Source organism: Leclercia sp. 29361 (genome assembly GCF_011290365.1).
GTDB lineage: Bacteria > Pseudomonadota > Gammaproteobacteria > Enterobacterales > Enterobacteriaceae > Enterobacter > Enterobacter tamurae.
The window spans coordinates 3,057,880-3,077,190 of the sequence record NZ_CP049786.1; the positions used below are offsets into that span (position 1 = coordinate 3,057,880).

General features: G+C 52.1%; 10 protein-coding genes. 4 read left to right on the forward strand and 6 right to left on the reverse strand.

What is annotated here, in order from left to right; all coding sequences use genetic code 11:
* Positions 1 to 37 precede the first annotated feature (37 nt).
* On the forward strand, positions 38 to 3,652 hold the full coding sequence (locus G7090_RS14755) for an AAA domain-containing protein (protein WP_166182905.1): 3,615 nt from the start codon (positions 38 to 40) through the stop codon (positions 3,650 to 3,652).
* Positions 3,653 to 3,787: 135 nt separating this feature from the next.
* Here G7090_RS14755 and G7090_RS14760 read toward each other — a convergent pair whose 3' ends face one another.
* The 5 genes from G7090_RS14760 to ldtA all read right to left on the reverse strand — a co-directional run bounded on the left by G7090_RS14760 (position 3,788) and on the right by ldtA (position 9,665).
* A complete protein-coding gene (locus G7090_RS14760) occupies positions 3,788 to 4,315 on the reverse strand; it encodes a fimbrial protein (RefSeq protein ID WP_166182906.1) in 528 nt (175 codons plus the stop codon).
* Between the two features lie 40 nt (positions 4,316 to 4,355).
* The gene (locus G7090_RS14765; RefSeq protein WP_166182907.1) at positions 4,356 to 5,312 is read right to left on the reverse strand and encodes a fimbrial protein; all 957 of its coding nucleotides are present in this window, start codon (positions 5,310 to 5,312) and stop codon (positions 4,356 to 4,358) included.
* Positions 5,296 to 7,818 (reverse strand): fimbria/pilus outer membrane usher protein, encoded by a 2,523-nt coding sequence (locus tag G7090_RS14770; RefSeq protein WP_166182908.1) that lies wholly within the window; start codon positions 7,816 to 7,818, stop codon positions 5,296 to 5,298. The genes G7090_RS14765 and G7090_RS14770 overlap by 17 nt, the downstream gene beginning before the upstream one ends.
* 38 nt (positions 7,819 to 7,856) lie before the next feature.
* A complete protein-coding gene (locus tag G7090_RS14775) occupies positions 7,857 to 8,534 on the reverse strand; it encodes a molecular chaperone (RefSeq protein WP_166185367.1) in 678 nt (225 codons plus the stop codon).
* Between the two features lie 174 nt (positions 8,535 to 8,708).
* Positions 8,709 to 9,665, reverse strand: a complete 957-nt coding sequence (gene ldtA / locus G7090_RS14780) for a L,D-transpeptidase (protein WP_166182909.1) — start codon at positions 9,663 to 9,665, stop codon at positions 8,709 to 8,711.
* Positions 9,666 to 9,899: 234 nt separating this feature from the next.
* On the opposite strand from ldtA, the gene shiA reads away from it, so the two are divergent.
* The 3 genes from shiA (at position 9,900) to G7090_RS14795 (ending at position 14,523) form a co-directional block, all read left to right on the forward strand.
* Positions 9,900 to 11,210, forward strand: a complete 1,311-nt coding sequence (shiA, locus tag G7090_RS14785; protein ID WP_106993450.1) for a shikimate transporter — start codon at positions 9,900 to 9,902, stop codon at positions 11,208 to 11,210.
* Between the two features lie 70 nt (positions 11,211 to 11,280).
* Entirely contained in the window at positions 11,281 to 12,735 is a 1,455-nt protein-coding gene (locus tag G7090_RS14790) for an AMP nucleosidase (RefSeq protein WP_106993451.1), read from the forward strand.
* 18 nt (positions 12,736 to 12,753) lie between these two features.
* A complete protein-coding gene (locus G7090_RS14795; protein WP_166182910.1) occupies positions 12,754 to 14,523 on the forward strand; it encodes an aminopeptidase P family protein in 1,770 nt (589 codons plus the stop codon).
* Between the two features lie 186 nt (positions 14,524 to 14,709).
* On the opposite strand, the gene G7090_RS14800 is transcribed toward G7090_RS14795, so the two are convergent.
* Positions 14,710 to 18,744 (reverse strand): NACHT domain-containing NTPase, encoded by a 4,035-nt coding sequence (locus G7090_RS14800; RefSeq protein ID WP_166182911.1) that lies wholly within the window; start codon positions 18,742 to 18,744, stop codon positions 14,710 to 14,712.
* Between the last annotated feature and the right edge of the window lie 567 nt (positions 18,745 to 19,311).

Sequence of the window (19,311 nt, forward strand, 5' to 3'; positions counted from 1 at the left end):
TTTCATGGAGATACTCAGATTAAGGCTCTGTAGCATAATGCAAAAATCGTCTAAGGATATCCTTTCAGCGTGGCACGATTATCTGAAACTCGGTGGCGCGGAAAAAAGTAAAATACCGGCCAGCCAGGTGCATGAGCACCATCAACTCATGCTCGGTAAAGACAACTGTGAAGAAAACCAGAGCGGTATAGCGCTCCGCGTTACGTCTGAAATGCGCGAAAACTGGCGCAGGCGTTTCGTCAAATATGGTGAAAAGGGTGAGATTACCCATATTGAACCTGTCAATCTGCTGTTTCCGGTACTACGTTGTATCGAAAATGAACGTGGCAAGGCCAACGTAAAATACCTACCGCTATTCTCTTTTCCACTCCCAAAATCATTCTTTGAACAGGACGGAACCTCGCTAATAGTTCCTGTTAAAGATGGACAGTTGGTCAGCGCTTTTCCCTTCGCTTTTCGTGAAATGTTTGGCATCCAGCTGAATGAGCTAGGTGAAAACCGCCATATGATGAGTATCGTCAGCGCTCTCACCGGCTGTAAATATGACACTTTCCTTGAGGCGTTTAATGCTCTTCAGGTATGGGTGACCCGACAATCCAAACATAAATATCAGGGCCTGGAAACCGCGTTTAACGCCATGGTCGCGCCGCTGCATAATGAAGATTACAACCTCAAGCGTGATGCGGAAGATTTCACCTGGTTGTGCAATAACCCGGTCGGTGACTTCCCTCTGCTGGAGCAGTACCTCAACCATATCCATAATGACGAGAATGCCCCGGACATATACGACGTGGTGACCGGAGGTCTGTTTGAAACGCATTACCCTCTGGGCCATGGACAGATGGCTGCAATACAGGCCATCAATCAGGATGAGCGCCTGATTGCCGTGCAGGGTGCGCCAGGTACGGGTAAAACCACGCTGTTTAAGTCACTCATCGCACAACAACTGGTGGCCAGAGCACTGGCCATTGCGGATGGCAAGGATCAAAACTTCGGCATGCTGGTAACTTCCACAGCAATAAAAGCGGTGGAAAATATCATTGACGATTTGCGCAGCGATCCTGCTACCCGGGATCTTGACTGGCTGTGGTTTCATAGCGGCTCGAACGAACAGGTGCAGCACGAGCTTACCCGGCTTGAGCAACTCATAAACCGCTGGCGACAGGAAAATTACAACGAACAAAGCCAGCGCGATTTTTTGGCTGTTTTACTCAGGCATCGTGATGAACTGAACGGCTGTTATCGCACGTATCTGAATGAAAAAGCAGCCGCGTTACAGTCTGTTGTAGATTGTGATCTGGACACCATAAAAGCGGAAGAGCTCCCGGCTCGTTTCATTGATAAACTCCCCTCACTCGCCGCTCATGCACAGGTACTTGGCATTGACGTTTCGCTACGCCATCCCGACGATCTGAACAACCTGGACTGTCAGCTGGAACTGCGGCTTCAGGAACTTCGCGAGCAAAAAACACAGCATCTGCAGGCCAGCAGAATTTACCAGACGTTGCAGGCGACATGGCCGCAACAACATAATCTGGAGCAAATTCTGCGCTGGATGGATTCACCACTACGTCCGGCACTGGAAGTGCATTACCGCGACTATCCACGTAAAGGGATAAAACGTCATCTGGCGCGCCTGTTCGAAGGAAAATACCCGGCACGGCTGCAACAAATGAGCTTTGCCGCACCGGAGGACTTTCAGTATTTCACTCTCTCCTCCCTACCCCATCAGCAGTTAGCAGCTCTGGCTGATGCAGGCGAAAGGCTATCGCATCAGCCAGATAACTTAGCGTTACTGAAGATGCTCCTGCATTCTGAACCTGAGGCTCAACATGAAGATGACCTTATGGCCCTCAGTGCTGAGGTAGCAGAAATGCAGGCGCAATGGCGTTATGTCGCCCGGGCGCAACAGCTTAGCGCACAATTTCAACAGCATTATCCGGAAGGTAACTGGTGTGACATTTTGCGAAAACGCTTTATCAGACAACACCGGGAGATGTTTGAAGCTGCTATTGGTTATCTCTGGCAGGAGCAACTGAAACGGAAAAGTGAACTTGAAGAAGTTCTGACTCACTGGCGGGCGTTGATAAGTAAGCGTCGCAGTGCGGGCTATTATCGCTGGCTGGATAAGCTGGATGAATTTTATCGCGCGCTGTCGCTGGTATATCCGGTGATGGCAACCACGCTGGTCTCCGCATGGAAAGTCGCTGGTTATCCTAAGCTTGATGAACTTAAGGGGCACAAACCCTGGCACCTGGCGCTGTGCGATGAAGCCGGCATGATTTCACTTGAATCTCTGGTACCGCTATTAAGTCGCAGCGAGAAAGCAATGATTGTGGGCGATCCCCTGCAAATCGAACCCATCAGAAACCTATCGGAAAATCTGCAAACACAGCTACGTGAGCGTCATTTCGCCAGCAACAATACTTTATATGAGCGGGTCTCACCAGCAAGCGTTACGGGCTGGCACCGTGCGGCAGGGACACTTTCCGGGCGGGTAGATGATACCGGCAACGGCATAATTCTTGATGAGCATCGCCGGTGTCAGAAACCCATTGCCGATCTCTTTATCAGGTTGGCGGGCTATCATGGCGTTAGCGTGGAAACCGCCTCCCCTTCCGAACGCATTGCCAGCGCCTTTGAGAAATCAGGTGGCCATCATTTGATGTTCTACAGCGTCGAGGGCCAGAAAGGCGATATGGTTAACACCAATCTGGATGAAGTTGATGCGATTGAACTGCTGCTGAATAAGCTGGAAGAAGCGGGTTATGATCTGACCGCCGATGTTGGCATTGTCACGCCCTACAGCAATCAGAAGTCATTGTTGATTAAGCGTCTTGCCCAGCGCATGAATCACTGGCAGAAAAACTGCATTGGAACTGTGCATCAGTTTCAGGGCGTGGGCTTTGAAGTTATCATTTACAGCCCGGTCATTTTTCATCCTCAGGATAATCCAAACTTTCAAAACGATGCCCCGAACATGTTGAATGTTGTTGTTTCCCGAGCGAAACAGCAGTTTATCGTGGTAGGTAACCATCACAGATTGCGCCAGGCAGGTGGCTATCTGAAAGTCCTTGCAGACAGCGTCGCTGAAGATTTCCTTCTTGAACAGGGCAGTCAGCATCCGAATTTCGCCAGCCTGAGCCAGACACCGCGTTTACAGCGTTACTATCGTGACTGTGAACATATCGCCGCATTTAACGCACTGGCGTCCAGGTGTGAACAAGAGTTGGTTATCATCACCCCGTGGATCCGCCGGGTAGGGAATAGGTATCAGCGGCCAGAACTCGCGCAACTGGTAGCAACACAGCGGCGCGGCATCAAGGTTAAAGTCTATTACGGTTATTATCATCAGCGCCTGGATCGTGCGGATGATAATGATGAATCTCTGGTTGCTGAGTACCGGGAACAACTGGGAAAAGACAATATTATCCGCCTGACCGAAGGAACGCATGAAAAGGTGCTGTTGATCGATGGCCGCTACATTGTTCTCGGAAGCTGGAACTGGCTGTCTCATGGCTATCATGATAGCTGCGAGCGCAGTGAAAAGTTCAGTAATGCCATTCGTCATGAGATTAGTGCGGAACTTGATGATGTGTCGCTGGTGAAGGAACTTCGGGAGAGATTAAGTCTGGATAGTGTTTCGGTTTAACATTAAAAGCGTAGAACCGAAACCAGAATATTAATTTTCATATTCGTACGGGTATCTCCGGAAGCCCGCTTAAGGAAACTTAAGCGGGCTTTTTGCTTTCTGGATCTGATGCCGATAGCATCGGCACCGCCGGGTTTACTGATATTCGAAAGAGGCCACGATCGCTGAAGAGACGTCGCCCGGCATCACTGCTCCCGTCTTTGAATAGACACGCGCCTGAAGTTTAAAGGTTGTTCCGCCCCCTTCAACTGCACCGATCAATGAGCTGTTATTGCTCAAAATGGTACCCGTGGTTTGCTGAGATAGCTCAACGGCCGTATTGGCTGCAGGTTGTGCCGCGTTATTTGCCCACATCGTGGCCTCTGTTGCATCCGGGGTACCGGTAAAGGTCACTTTTACGTTAGAGGTACTTGCCGGACAACCGGTAATCGGTAAATCAAAGGTCGTCATTGCCGAACCCGAACCTGCTGCTTTCAAGGAATCCGCCTGAAGGGACTGTCCTAAGTCGACGTTTAACGCATCGGAGCCACCATTCAGCGTTTTACAAGGAGAAGCAATCACTTTCCCGGTGACATTAATACTCACGCTCTCTGCCGCATAAATATTGCCAGCAAAAAGAACAGCAGAAATGGATGCAGTCAAATAACATAAACATTTTTTCATTTTAGCCCACCTTGGCATGATGTTAAGACATTACACAATGTCATTGATATGTCAGCGTCAGCGTAGCGGAACTATTCGCTTCACCAACGGTGACAGAATTTCTTGTTTGATAATAACGGGCCGTAATGGGAAAGGATTCTCTCCCGCCGCTGGATGTTTTTAATGCAAGTCTGGTATTAATAATAAGTGGCTTACCGTCATACAATAATTGCACCCCAATCCCTCGCGCGGTATTTGCGCCACCTTGATTATTTAACGCCATTACGCTGGGATCGCTGACATCCGGATTTTGTTGTCCGTTTAACGTGACATTAATATTGGCAGATTGATCGCAATCTAATCCGAGATTCTGGGTGCTGGTTTTTTCAGGCGTAAATCCTGGCTCTGTACCGAAATCTGCCTTTGAAACATTACCTATCGGGAACGTTAAATTAGGCGTAGTAACTGAACAGGCCACCTGGGTAACGCCCCCACCGCTCATGTTAATGGTCACGGGCGTAATGCCTGATACCGACCAGGTGCCAATTTGTCCGGCAGTAAATTGCCCCGACTGAATATCGCCCGTTTTATACAAGGTATAGCTAATTGGAGGGATGTGCACGGCGCCTGTTCCCGTATTATCGGTGGACGGCGGGTTGTCCAGATATCCCCACGAAAGATTTACCGCAATAGCCACCCCAGGAATATTGGTTGCATAGGCATGGGTAATGGCTGTCATTACGCCACCAAGATAGGTCATTTTATAATAGTTAGTGTTAGTACTACCGTCACATTCCAGCAGCTTTTGCCCCAACCCGGTTGAACCTGAATATATCACTGCGCCAACGGGCAAATCTTTTTGGGCAATAACAGTGTTGGGCGAAAAGTTCAGGGTCTGGGGGCCTTGCCCGTCGGCAAATACGCAGTCAGCAAACACATTAAAGCTGGCACACCAAAATACCATGAGCAGAAATGCGCCAAAGGTTTTAGCGCCGATAATTTTATTTGCATATTTCATTGCTTAACACCACTCCGGTATCCGCTTCAGAGTCATGAAGCACATAATTAATTCGGCACTGTTCATTCGCTTCCAGACCCCAACGTGCAAGCAGCTCACCGCGGTTTTCGAGGCCGGTAAGGTAGACCTGGCCCTCATCCCCCACAATAAATCCGCCAGAGTCGTTGTTCGTAGCGAGAGTCACGGTGGCCCCGAAGGGGACGGGTTGCCCATTTCCCCGGGTCAGGGTCATTAAGACGCGGTTTCCCACGTTGGCGATGTATTTCGCGCTGACCACTGCCCCGCGAGTGGGAATGACAGTCTGGGTCGTTAAGTGCAGTTCCACATCATCAGGTAGCGTTTCCGTGTCCAGACTCAAGCTATTCTTGCAATACGGCGACACATTGCTGGCGACGGTATACCCCCGGAAATCAGTTTTCACACCGGTCTGGCCCGTTACCCCCACGCCCGATGCCCCCGGGGCTTTAATCAGGGCGATGGTTTCACCAAAGGGTTGCGCCAGCGTCACACCGTTGGCATGAACCAGAATCCCACCATTTAGGCCGTAGTTCATGCGCTGCATATTTTCGTCGGCGCTGTAGCCACCGGTGACTTCGCCATAGGTACCGTGATAATCAGCGCTAAGATTGCCGGTATGGCCTGTGCCGTCATTGCCATATCCTTGCTGCACATTCCAGCTCAGGGCATTTTCCTGCAGCGCCGTGCCGCTCAGACCCAGCGTATGGGTGGTATCGCCTTTCCTACTGGTATTGAGACTGTAGCTGGCCCAGGTATTACTCAGGAATCGATCTAAAGGAATACTGATATTTAACGCCAGGATCTGATCTTTATCGTAAGTCTTGTCCCCGCCGCTCGCATTATTGCTGTAGGTATAACTCAGCCCCCAGGTGATACCGTTCCATGCGTTGTTATAGCTGACGCTGTACGAGCTCATCGTCTTGTCAGCATTCCAGTACGCCTCCCGGATGGCGCTGCCGGTGAGCGAGCCGAAGGCAGGGCCGAGCGTCTGACTCAGCATCATTTCAGCGCGATTACGCCGATGATCCTGTAACGACTGGCTCTCGCTGTCGGCGTCCAGCACTTCCTGCATACCGTAGTAACCTGCGGTAGAGTAGCGATAGCTGGTCGCCGAGAAATTGGTCCCGGTATCGGTAAAATTTTTGCTATAACGTACGCGCCAGGCCTGCCCGCTCGTTTGGCTCGTCATCTCAGGACGAGACCACGCTTGGGTGGCATCCACAGATAACGCGCCGAACTCCCCCATATTCTTACCCACGCCGATCGCATATGACTGATACGGGCTGGACGCCTGTATTCCCCCATACAGGGTGAAGCCCTTCGGCAGACCATAAATGGCGGTTCCCTGCATCAGCGGGCGCTTTTCAACCTGGCTGTCACTGGGACGATACTGACCGCCCGTCAGGCTGTATTTCAGTCGTCCTTCTCGCTGCAGAACGGGCACAGAGGCGTAGGGCACGACAAAATCATGCACGCTGCCGTCCGCTTCTTTAACGGAAACGCTTAAATCACCGGCTCCCCCGGTCGGATACATATCGGTAATTTCAAATGCGCCCGGCGCAACATAGCTCTGGTAGATGATGTAGCCATTCTGGCGGATAACCACCTGGGCACTGGTGCGCGCAATGCCGCGAACCACGGGCGCATAGCCTTTCTGGCTATCGGGCAGCATCTCATCATCGGAGGCTAACTGCCCCCCACGAAAAGGGATACTGTCAAAGACGTCGGAAGGCGATGAACTGTCACCGAGCGTCAGCTGGCTTTTCAGAGGGACAATGTTGCGCTGGGCATAGGTGTAAACCGAATCCCACTGCGCGTTGCCGTCGGTATCGCGGCGCCAGGTGGTGTAATTACGCAGGCGCCAGGGACCGATATTGATCCCCGGTCGCAGGTTAGCGTACTGGCTCTGGCTGTTATTCGTCGTGCTATTTATGCCCCAGGTATTATCCCCGCTGATGCTGTAGTTCAGCAGCAAGGCGTTAATCCCTTCGTCCCACATGTCTGGCGCAACATAGCCGCGGGCCTGCGAAGTAAGCGCCGCCTGCGGAAAACTCAACAACAGTTTTTGCGCCCCAAAGATAAAATCAGCAGCCGCCTGAGGAATAGCGGCCAAATTAACGCATTCGTGGTCTTTATCGAGATCGGGAAAGCGATCGGTTTTGACACCATAACTTTGCAGCAACCCTGTCGACAGGCAAGGCTGGAGGCTCTTGTCGCCCTGCGTCGTGACAACCGATGTGAATTCAATTTCCCGGGTATCCACCGGTTGATCGTTCACAACGACCTCAACGCGATATCGACCCGGCACCTGCGCACCGCGAGCAAAGGATGAGAGATCAACGCCTTTCATGGCGGGATTATCCACCTCCAGCAGAGCCGGATTAAAATACTCCCCGGCGCAGGCGCTTCGAATGACACAGGGCAACGCCAGTGCAATCAAAACCGCCAGACGCGTGGGTGATAACCAGGAGTATAATATCGTGCGCATGATGAGTTTTTATCTACAGCCCCTGGAGGATAAACGCGTTAAATAGTGACGTGATGGGTCGCTCCGACGCCACCAAAGTCATTAATCAGTTTGAATGTGACAGGCCCGGAACTGACCCCAGTCGGCAGTGAAAATGTGGCCGATGCCCCCGGCGCAACATAGGTCGGCTCAGGCACCTTTTTTCCCGCAACGGTAATCTCATTAAAATTCATGTAGTAATTTCCCGGATTACTCACTGAAATATGATTCGCGGATATTTTCCATAGCAGTTGCTGAGCAAAGTCCTCAGGATCTTTTCTTTTTAATGAAGCTGGGCGATAAATTAATTTGATGCGCGTTTTCACCGCAATCTGCAGTGAGTTGGCCTTTTTTTCTGCCGCAGGAATGGCCTTGATATTTAACCAGTACATGGATTCTTTATTGTCCGGCACATTCCCCGCCCGAACTATCCGCATCACATTCTCCTGACCGCGATCCAGCCGGTACAAAGGCGGTGTAATAATAAAGGGGATTTTCCCGGGGCTATTGTCCAGGTTATCAAACCATGACTGAATAAGATAAGGAACGTTATCCGGATTAGACACGCCTATGGCCGCTTCCTTTTTCCCGCCGTCGTAAATCACGCGCGTTCCGCCGATATTCACGCCCGCATAGACTGACGATACGTAAAATAGCGCCAGCAAACCTGGAAGAAAGGCACTCCTGAAATGTTTCATAAACATCGGTGGTTTTAATAAGCTGATTAATAAGTCGGCAGAGTATTTATCTTTTTATTAAAACCAACAATTCAAGCTCAGCGTAATTTTACGCTAACGGATGCTTTACCTGCCTGAAAAGCACAAAGCCCGCTGAAGTCTCCTTCTGCGGGCTTTGTGCTTTAACTGTCTGGCTTACTGGCTGGAGGTCATCATCAGCGGCGTGCTTTGCGCCCCGAAGCCGATATTCACCGGCATCCCCGACCGACGCTCTAGCGCCCCGCTCACCCGTACGGCATCCACATCCGCCCCGTTAAGCTGCGCGCGTAGCGCAGGCGTCATTGGCAGCGGCACTTTATTGGTGGATTCAAACTCCGCGCGATTACGCGACAGCGGTTCGTGGACTTCCACCCAGCGGCTGCCGTCCGGCTCGGTGGTGACTTTCACCGGCTGATCGATCAGCTGCACCCGCGTCCCCACCGGGACATTATCGAACAGGTACTTAATATCGTCGTTACGCAGACGTATACAGCCCTGGCTGACGCGCAGCCCGATACCAAAGTTAGCGTTGGTGCCGTGAATGGCGTACAGCCTGCCAATATAGAGGGCATACAGCCCCATCGGGTTGTCCGGACCAGCGGGAACAAACGCGGGCAGGGTTTTGCCCTCTTTGGCGTAGGCGCGACGGGTGTTTGGCGTTGGTGACCAGGTTGGCCCGTCCTGCTTGCGCTCGACAGCGGTCACCCAATTACGCGGCGTCTCCCGTCCGGCTTCACCAATGCCGATAGGGAAGATCTCCACGGTGTTGCTTCCCGGCGGATAATAGTACAGACGCATTTCCGCCACGTTCACCACAATCCCCTCCCGCACCGTGGGCGGTAAGATAAGCTGCTGGGGCACCACCAGCTGCGAGCCAGATTTAGGTAAAAACGGATCGGCTCCCGGGTTGGCCTCCAGCATATTGCTCAGCCCCTGCCCGTACTGCGCCGCAAAGGCCTCGAGCGGCAACTTATTGTCAGCCGGAACGGTGATCACCTGGGGGCTCCCCACCAGACGACTTCCTTCCGGCGGCAACGGGTAACTCACCGCCAGCGCACTCTGACTGACCAGTAATGCGGCATAACAGCCCAAAATAGTACTACGGCGCATCATTCCCTTCCTCTGTCGCTCCACGTATCAGATAAGCATAGCCTTGTTGCTGCGTTTATCGCCAGATAACCACGCATCATGTCGATAAATATCACCCGTTTAGCTCACGCCAGGATAAAAACGTTTTCACCTGCCTGCTGTCGGGGTAGTCTCATACCCGTCGCTATTTTCAGGCGGCCGCAATGTGAGTGATCTTCTCCCTATACCTATAAGAAAATAACGTCAGACAGGACCACTATGGACACCACCCTCGCATCCCCGTCCCCCGATGGGACAGCACCATCGCTTCATCGCGCGCGCCGCGCGGCCCTCGGCAGTTTTGCCGGTGCGGTTGTCGACTGGTACGATTTTCTGCTGTACGGCATTACCGCCGCGCTGGTCTTTAACCGCGAATTTTTTCCGCAGATAAGCCCGGCGATGGGCACGCTCGCCGCCTTTGCCACCTTTGGCGTCGGCTTTCTGTTCCGCCCGCTCGGCGGGGTGATCTTCGGCCACTTTGGTGACAAACTGGGCCGCAAACGGATGCTGATGCTGACGGTGTGGATGATGGGCATCGCCACCGCGCTGATTGGTATTCTGCCCTCCTTTACCGCGATTGGCTGGTGGGCACCGGTGCTGCTGGTTACCCTGCGCGCCGTTCAGGGCTTCGCCGTCGGCGGCGAATGGGGAGGCGCGGCGCTACTGTCGGTAGAGAGCGCCCCGGCGCGTAAAAAAGCCTTCTACAGCAGCGGGGTCCAGGTGGGTTATGGCGTTGGCCTGCTGCTCTCCACCGGGCTGGTCTCGCTGATCAGCACGCTTACCACCGACGAGCAGTTCCTGAGCTGGGGCTGGCGAATCCCATTCCTGTTCAGCATCGTGCTGGTGCTGGCGGCCCTGTGGGTGCGTAAAGGGATGGATGAGTCCGCCGAATTCGAGCAGCAGCGTCAGCAACCCGCCGAAAAACGCCGTCTGCCGGTGATGGATGCGTTGATCCGCCATCCGGGGGCGTTTCTGAAAATCATCGCCCTGCGCCTGTGCGAACTGCTGACGATGTACATCGTCACGGCTTTTGCTCTGAGCTACTCCACCCAGAACCTCGGCCTGCCCCGCGAGCTGTTTCTCAATATTGGCCTGCTGGTGGGCGGTATCAGCTGCCTGACCATTCCCTGCTTTGCGTGGCTGGCAGACCGCTTTGGTCGCCGTCGTGTCTATATCACCGGCGCGCTAACCGGGGCCCTTAGCACCTTCCCGTTCTTTATGGCGCTTGAAGCCCAGTCGGTGTTCTGGATTGTGGTGTTCGCTATCCTGCTGGCGAATATCGCCCATGACATGGTGGTGTGCGTTCAGCAGCCGATGTTTACCGAAATGTTTGGCGCGAGCTACCGCTACAGCGGCGCGGGTGTGGGCTACCAGGTGGCGAGCGTGGTGGGCGGCGGGTTTACGCCGTTTATTGCCGCTGCGCTGGTGACCTTTTCCGGCGGGGACTGGCACAGCGTGGCCATCTATCTGCTGGCCGGATGTTTGCTCTCTGCCGCCACGGCTCTGCTGATGAAACCGGCTTCATCCTGATACTTTAGTTTCACATCCAGGTGACATACTATCGGTGAACGCCGTACACCTGTGGAACAAGGAGACAGAGATGAATAATAAGGGCTCCAGCCTGACCCCGGCTCAGGCACTGGAAACGCTGGATGCGCTGTACGACCAGGCGGTCAACGCCTTACGCAGCGCCATCAGCGAGTATATTAAAGACGGAACGCTCCCGGATGCAGAGGCCAGAATGAATGGCCTCTTTGTTTATCCTTCGCTTTCCGTGACCTGGGATGGTAGCGCCACCAATACGCCGAAGACCCGCGCCTATGCGCGATTCACCCACGCTGGCTGCTACTCCACCACCATTACCCGGCCGACGCTGTTTCGCCCGTATCTGGAAGAGCAGCTGACGCTGCTGTATCAGGATTACGGCGCCCACATCACCGTCGAGCCGTCGCGGCATGAGATCCCCTATCCGTATGTTATCGACGGTTCCGAACTGACGCTGGACCGCTCCATGAGCGCGGGCCTGACGCGCCACTTCCCGACCACCGAACTGTCGCAGATTGGGGATGAGACCGCAGACGGGATCTACCATCCGGCGGAGTTTTCCCCGCTGTCGCACTTTGACGCCCGCCGGGTTGATTTTTCGCTGGCGCGCCTGCGTCACTACACCGGCACTCCGGCGGAACATTTCCAGCCGTTCGTACTGTTCACCAACTACACCCGCTATGTGGATGAGTTTGTGCGCTGGGGTTGCAGCCAGATCCTCGATCCGGACAGCCCGTACATCGCCCTCTCCTGCGCGGGCGGGATCTGGATCACCGCCGAAACCGAAGCCCCGGAGCAGGCCATCTCCGATCTGGCGTGGAAGAAGCATCAGATGCCAGCCTGGCACCTGGTCACCGCCGACGGCCAGGGTATCACTCTGATCAACATCGGTGTGGGCCCATCGAACGCCAAAACCATCTGCGATCACCTCGCGGTGCTGCGTCCGGACGTCTGGCTGATGATTGGCCACTGCGGCGGGCTGCGTGAGAGCCAGCTGATTGGCGATTACGTGCTGGCCCACGCTTACCTGCGTGACGATCACGTCCTGGATGCGGTGCTGCCGCCGGACATTCCGATCCCGAGCATTGCCGAAGTGCAGCGGGCGCTGTACGACGCCACCAAAGAGGTGAGCGGCATGCCGGGCGAAGAGGTTAAACAGCGTCTGCGTACCGGGACGGTGGTCACCACCGACGATCGTAACTGGGAGCTGCGCTACTCGGCGTCGGCGCTGCGCTTCAACTTAAGCCGCGCGGTGGCTATCGATATGGAGAGCGCCACTATCGCCGCCCAGGGTTATCGCTTCCGCGTCCCTTACGGCACCCTGCTGTGCGTCTCCGATAAGCCGCTGCACGGCGAAATTAAGCTCCCTGGCCAGGCGAACCGTTTTTACGAGGGGGCGATCTCCGAGCACCTGCAGATTGGCATTCGCGCCATCGACCTGCTGCGTGCCGAGGGGGATAAGCTGCACTCGCGCAAACTGCGTACCTTTAACGAGCCGCCGTTCCGCTAATCATAAAAAAGGAAAGTTATGCAAACCACATCACCGCTCTCTGCCCTGCGCCAGTGGCTGGAAACCCAGGCGCTGGACGGCATCATCGTCCCGCGTACCGATGCCTTTCAGAGCGAGTACTGCCACCCGCATGACGATGTTCTCGCCTGGCTGACCGGCTTTGATGGCTCAGCGGGCCACGCCCTGATCCTGCGCGATCGCGCTCTGCTGTTTGTCGACGGACGCTATCAGGTGCAGGCCCGTGAACAGGTTGACCTGGCGGAGATTGAGATCCTGCATCTGCACAACGATCCGCTGGCGGACTGGCTGGATCGGCATGTCGGAGCGGGCTCCAGGATTGCCTTTGAAGCCCTGCTGATGACCAACGCTCAGTACGAGGCGCTGAACGCCAGCCATTGCGAACTTGTCGCCCTGAAGGATTCGCCGTTCGACAGCCTGTGGCAGGATCGCCCGGCCCCGCCCGTGGGCGCGATCCGCGAGATGCCGGTCGAGATCAGCGGTGAAAGCAGCGCCGATAAGCGCCAGCGCGTGGCTGCTCTCCTGGCAGAGCGCAATGCCGATTATCTGGCTATCACCCAACCGGACAACATTGCCTGGCTGCTGAACGTGCGCGGGAGCGATATTCCCATGAGCCCGGTGCCGAACTCGTTTGCCCTGCTGAGCCGCGACGGCGCGGTGGAGTGGTTTGTCACCCCTGAGAAAACGCAGGGGCTTTCCGCCTCACTGCTGGAGAGCCTGACGCTGGCCTCTGAAGCCGATTTTCTGCCGCGCAGCCAGCAGCTGTGCGCCGGGCAGCGGGTGATGGTGGATGCCGATTCTGCTCCTGTCGCCCTGCGCTTTGCCGTTGAGCCGCAGGGAGAGATCCTCTGGCGCGCCGACCCGATCACCGCCATGAAAGCGCATAAAAACCCGACCGAGCTGGCGGGCTACCGCGACAGCCACCTGCAGGATGGCGTGGCGTGGGTTAACTTCCTTGCCTGGCTGGTGCACGAGGTGCCTCGCCGGGAGGCTGCGGGTAATCCGCTCACCGAGCTGGAAGCGCAGGCGCAGCAGCTGATGTTCCGCCAGCAGCGACCGGGCTTTATCGAGCAGAGTTTTGCCACCATTTCCGCCTCGGCCAGCAATGCGGCGATGTGCCATTACCACTCCAGCGAGCAGACCAATGCGGCCATTACCCGCGCCCATTTTTATCTGAACGATTCCGGCGGTCAGTACCATAACGGCACCACCGACGCCACGCGTACCCTGGCCTTCGGCCCCCTGAGCGCCCAGTGTCGTCTGCACTACACCGCGGTGCTGAAAGGCTTTTTATCGCTTATCTCCCTGCAGTTCCCGTCCGGCACCTGCGGGCATCAGATTGACGCCTTCGCCCGGCGCGGGCTGTGGGAGCTGGGGCTCGATTTTGATCACGGCACCGGGCACGGCGTGGGCCACCAGCTGCTGATCCATGAGAACCCGCAACGTATCGCGAAGAAGGTCAACCCGTGGCCGCTGGTGGCAGGCAATATCATCACCATCGAGCCGGGCTACTATCTGGCCGATGAGTATGGGATCCGCATTGAAAATCAGGTGGAGATTGTGGAGAGCCAGCCGGGCTTCTGCCGCTTCGCCTCGCTGACGCTGGCCCCGATCGACCTGAGTCAGGTGGAGCTGCATCTGCTCAGCGAAAAGGATATCCAGTGGCTGGATGCGTATCACCAGCAGGTGCGGGAAGTACTTTCGCCACATGTAAACAGCGATGCACGTGCATGGCTGGTTGCGGCGACGGCTCCGGTGCGTGTGCACTGAGAGTAGGGGCTGATGCCTTTGCCTTGCGTCTAAAAGCGAAAGCCTGCTTTTAAAGCAGGCTTTTCAAATTTAACTCCACTTGCTGGCATTGCCTTAGCCAGCAAGTGAGTAATCATACTCAATTTAACTTTAAGTTAGCCATATTCTTGGAAATATGAGGTTAAATTTAAAGTAGGATTAATGTTGCTAATGTTTACTGTACCGCGAAACATCTAAAACGAAAACATCAACTAAACCACGTAAATCAACTGGTAATACTGCTTCAATACTAACTTTAAGTTCCTGAGCGGCTTTAATTCCGTGTGTTTTGCGGCCAGCAACGGTTTCGCTTTCTCCGTACCATATAACAAGAAAGATACCCTGCTGTTCGGCATCAGGATGAATGGAGTAGCGGTCATAGAGTTGGGCTGAAGCGGCAGTATATAGTTCTCTGTGCCACTGGCCTTTGACTTCCGTAACGAGCAGTCGTCTTTTTCCGCCAATCAATTTAGATGCTGTGAAATCACTTCTGTTTTTCCCTTTCAACTGATGCTCAGGAGTAATAGCAATGCTCTGAGGCTGAAGCCTTAAATTCAGGCGTTCCGCAATAATCTCAGTGGACCTCACCTCATCAAGGCGTTCATTTTTCTCATAGAAGCGGTCTGCCGAGTTAAACTCTCCGCCAGCAATCGCTTTCTGAAAATCATGAAGTTCCTGAATAACTAACTGACGCAGGCCCTCAACAGTAACAACTGAGTCACAATCTAGACGTTGGACTATCTCGCCTGGCTTCGGTGGTTCAAAATCCCTGAGTGCTTTTTTTCTTATCTGATCAGCGTATATGCTTTGCAACTCTTTATGTAGATTGGTGAAACGTGGATTATTAAGAAGACGGTTCAGTACCGGTATTGCATCATCGGGAGTGTCCGAGTTAATTGACCAAATCAAATCAGTCAAAAAGCGGTAGGCTTTCTCTTCTTTAGGGCTATCACTACCCCAGCTATCAGGCAGATCAACATGCAGCCATTGTTCAATAAAAGCATCTAAAATGGCTTCAACCTTAATTGAGGTGAGTACCGGCCAGGCACGGTGCTCACTTCGGCTCATGCGCCCGGAACGTTCATTAAAATGCAGTAAATTATCTTTGTCAGATTTTAGCCATGCCCAATAAGTATTCGTAATATCCTCAAAAAAGTAGAACTCACGTACCATCCAAAATATTCGCTTGCGTTCAATATCCTCATTTTCTGTCGGATTAGGCCAGCCTAGCATCATATCCGAGCAACGCTTTGCAATAATTTCTTTTAAATCCTCACGATCGCCGTATTGAGCAGCAATTTCAAAAAGTGTATCTATTGAGTTAAGGGATAAATCAGTAAAACGACGAAGCCATTCAATGGAAAGTTTAGCGCGTGAATGACGAAATACCTCTTCTCCACTTAACATCCAGATTTCAGGGTAAGGGCATGGCTGAGCGAGTTGGGGTTCAACGTACTGTCGGAGATACTTTTCAGCGCTTTCGCTGTCAGGAAAAATAAGCCGGTCAACTTCCGCCTGTAGGGCATTACGTTGTTCCGTAGAAACTGAGTTGTATCCCATATGAATGTTAGTTCTTAATGCTGTAAGCAACGCAATATTGACGCATTCTAGATTACCTTCTGCGCGTAAAATCTCCAGACAGGCTGCATATAAAACTATCTCAGAATACCTGTGCTTAGATTCACATTGCAGGGCCGCCAGTTCAGGCAGGGTGGGAATCACAGGAGCAATAAAATCCAGACAATTTCTTAATGCTATCCGAACTAGTTTCTCGTCACCAAATTCTAATTCAATTCTTTCCGGATGCATGAGCACAAGTTCTGCAAAACGCACCAGACAACCCCAGTGACGGCCACATTCTACAATCTCTCTGTTTTCATGAACGAATTGTATGTTTCTGGCGTGGATCTCCCTTTGCTTTCGGTCATAACGTTTCATACTTCGGCTATGTCTTAATCTCCAAACCGGACGCTGCTGTTCGGATAATTTCATCGCATTATTGAATCGGGCCCATTCGCGCATAAATGCGGGTTTGGAAAGGGTATGCTGACGCATTTGTGCCCGCAAATCATCCGGGCCTTGCTCTTCCCTATTTTTGTAACGTTGATGGTTGACAAGAAAACTCGCCCACAGGTCAACGTTATCTGTTTCAAAGGCCAGATTGAGGATAAATTTATAGTCATTCCTCCAAAGATGAAGGCCTGAGTGTGAGTGCAGGTGTCCGTCGAATTTCTCTACTTTTATGTTGAATATCTCTTTACGGTCCGTTAATGGCCCGAATACATAAGCAATGATCTCCTGACGAAATGTGTCATTTTCCCGAAGCACCTGTACCGATTTGCTTTGACCGGGTTGGCATTGGCGATGAAAATTGAGATTACCTATCCATTGCCAGATCCTCACAGGGTCAAATGGTGCTTGAGCCAGTTCAAAATAGCGATCGACCATTGAACCGACGATCTTGCTTATTCCATTACGACAATCACACTCATAGGATTTTTTCCCACAGTGGCAATGAAGATTATGGGTTAATTCGTCCAGAAGAAGTTCAAGAGTCTGCTGTGGAAAACAGGAGATTAGCTTCTTAATAAAATAACGAGTGCCTACCACTCTTTCAAATTGTGCTTTGTGATCGGGATAGAGATTCGCACAGACTCGTAAGAATCCAGAGAGATATGTGTGGTTAAATTTTTCTGGTCCTGTGACTTCGATGACTTTCGCTGCAATATTGAGTGAAATATGACTGGCTTCGAAAATCAAAACGGCTAAAGTGTCAATGAAATCGTATTCTTTTACATTGAGTAAGCATATGCTTGCCAAGGTACGGATATGTTCAGACTCGTTTGGGTTTAATGTAAGCTGGCTCAATTCATACACCAACTGACTGTTAATCGGAGAGTCTGCCAGAAGTTCTAAAATTAAATCACGTAAATGACCATTATTGCCCATTGTTAAAAGGGGCTTTATTTCTTCAACAACGTCTTGTGTGAAAAAACCAGCCGCGCTGAACCGACGCCAGAAATCGCTTCGACGAAAGTAAGGATCTGCGGCTTCAATCTCTTTAAGTCGATGAAGGAGCTGTCGTTTCGATGAGCGTTCAAGTTGCGATGGATCGCCGTTTGCGAGCACCGCATAGGCATCAAGCTCAATAATGGATTCCTGTACCGACCGGTTGCCTAATGCCGCCATCCATCCGAGCAGACCTCTCAACTCATCTCTGGCAATACCATTCGGTGCAATAACAGGCAAGCACTTTGCTAAAGTGAGGGCATCCACAGGATCTGCTATTCGTTTAATGAGATAATCCGCTGCGCAATATTCAGCAACGATCTTGTGGACCGGGCGGTGCTGGTCTTCCTTATCGCCGGGCTTGAAAAGCTGCGTTGACAATATGTCGTAACAGGCAGTACTGCCGCTAAACAATGCTGGCAGCATGGGATACATCCGGCTTGCAGTCGCATCGGTGGTACAGACACCCTCTGCGCCCGACAACAGAAGTTTGGCATAAACCTCGGCGGAAAATGAAATCTTCTGCGCAACTGAAAGAGATACAGAGGCTTTCGGGATATTTGGGTTGGCTTCCTTAGCCAGTCGTTCGACCGCTAAAGCAAAGATTGAACGTTTGTCAGCAAATCGCCTGTTACTTTCTAAATAGGCATCGATGAACATTTTCAGAAACTGAGGGTTTGGTAACAACATGTCTAAACTAAACCGTGTTACTTCGGTCTGGAACGCAAAGAAGTCTTCTTGTGGCGCATGGTGCTTAAAAATGGCGTGTTGTTCGTCTTGATCGAACTCTCTCAGCCTCACAACCATCGGGGAGAAACCAAGAAATTTTTCAAAAATACTGGTAGAAGCCTGTCCCCATTCGCTTGATCTGCTCGACATGATTACGCGAGTCGGGGTTGATGTTCTGACGAGAGCAAGAAGTTTATGAATACCTGATTGATCGATCCTGGCAACTTCATCAACGGCGTCAATTATCAGCGGGCTATTTTCTTTATCTGCTCCTATATAGGCAAATACACTGGCATTTAAGACAGAAGTATTCAATTTCTGAGCAAGGCTCTTCATCAGCTCCGTTTTCCCGCCGCCGGGTTCGGCTAATACGACAATATGGGTTGATGCAGCCAGCAAATCTGTCTCTGTATATGTTCTGTCACCGTATGTAAAATTACGCTCAAGATAGAAGGTTGTATTCATCGTCACAAAATTCTTCGTGTTTAATAGCCCAAGCATTCCAGCAAAAAGGAAACTTGAGCTTGAGTTTTCTTGCTTATATCAGAGATAGTACGGCATTTCTTCTTTCTTGGGAGAATGTTTTATCATTTACAGGATGTGTTATACAACTTATTGATGTTTATCACATTTCGCAATAACGTTCTGTAAGTGAGCAGTGTATGAAACCTTTCATGTTAAAGAGGTTTTGTCTACGAAATTTTTATTCACTGGAATCTGCTTCAATAGCCCTTTTCTTGCTGCGATTTGATAATTGCGACAACATTCATCAATTGCCCTTGTACTCGTTGTTATTCTCATTACGAACAAAGTAAATTTTGCCCGCTCAGCAGGATTTACCGTTTCGCTGATGGTGTAAGAACGAAGAAAGTGGCCATTATCCGCTGTATGAAGCTCAGGAAACCTTGAGGGTATAAGCGTCTGGTATGTATATCGACTGCTATTGCGAATGAAGTGCTGGTCAGATAGCAACCCATCTTGAATCGAGTTTTGATGTGATGTTTGAACTAACAAAAGCAAAAAGCCCGCTTA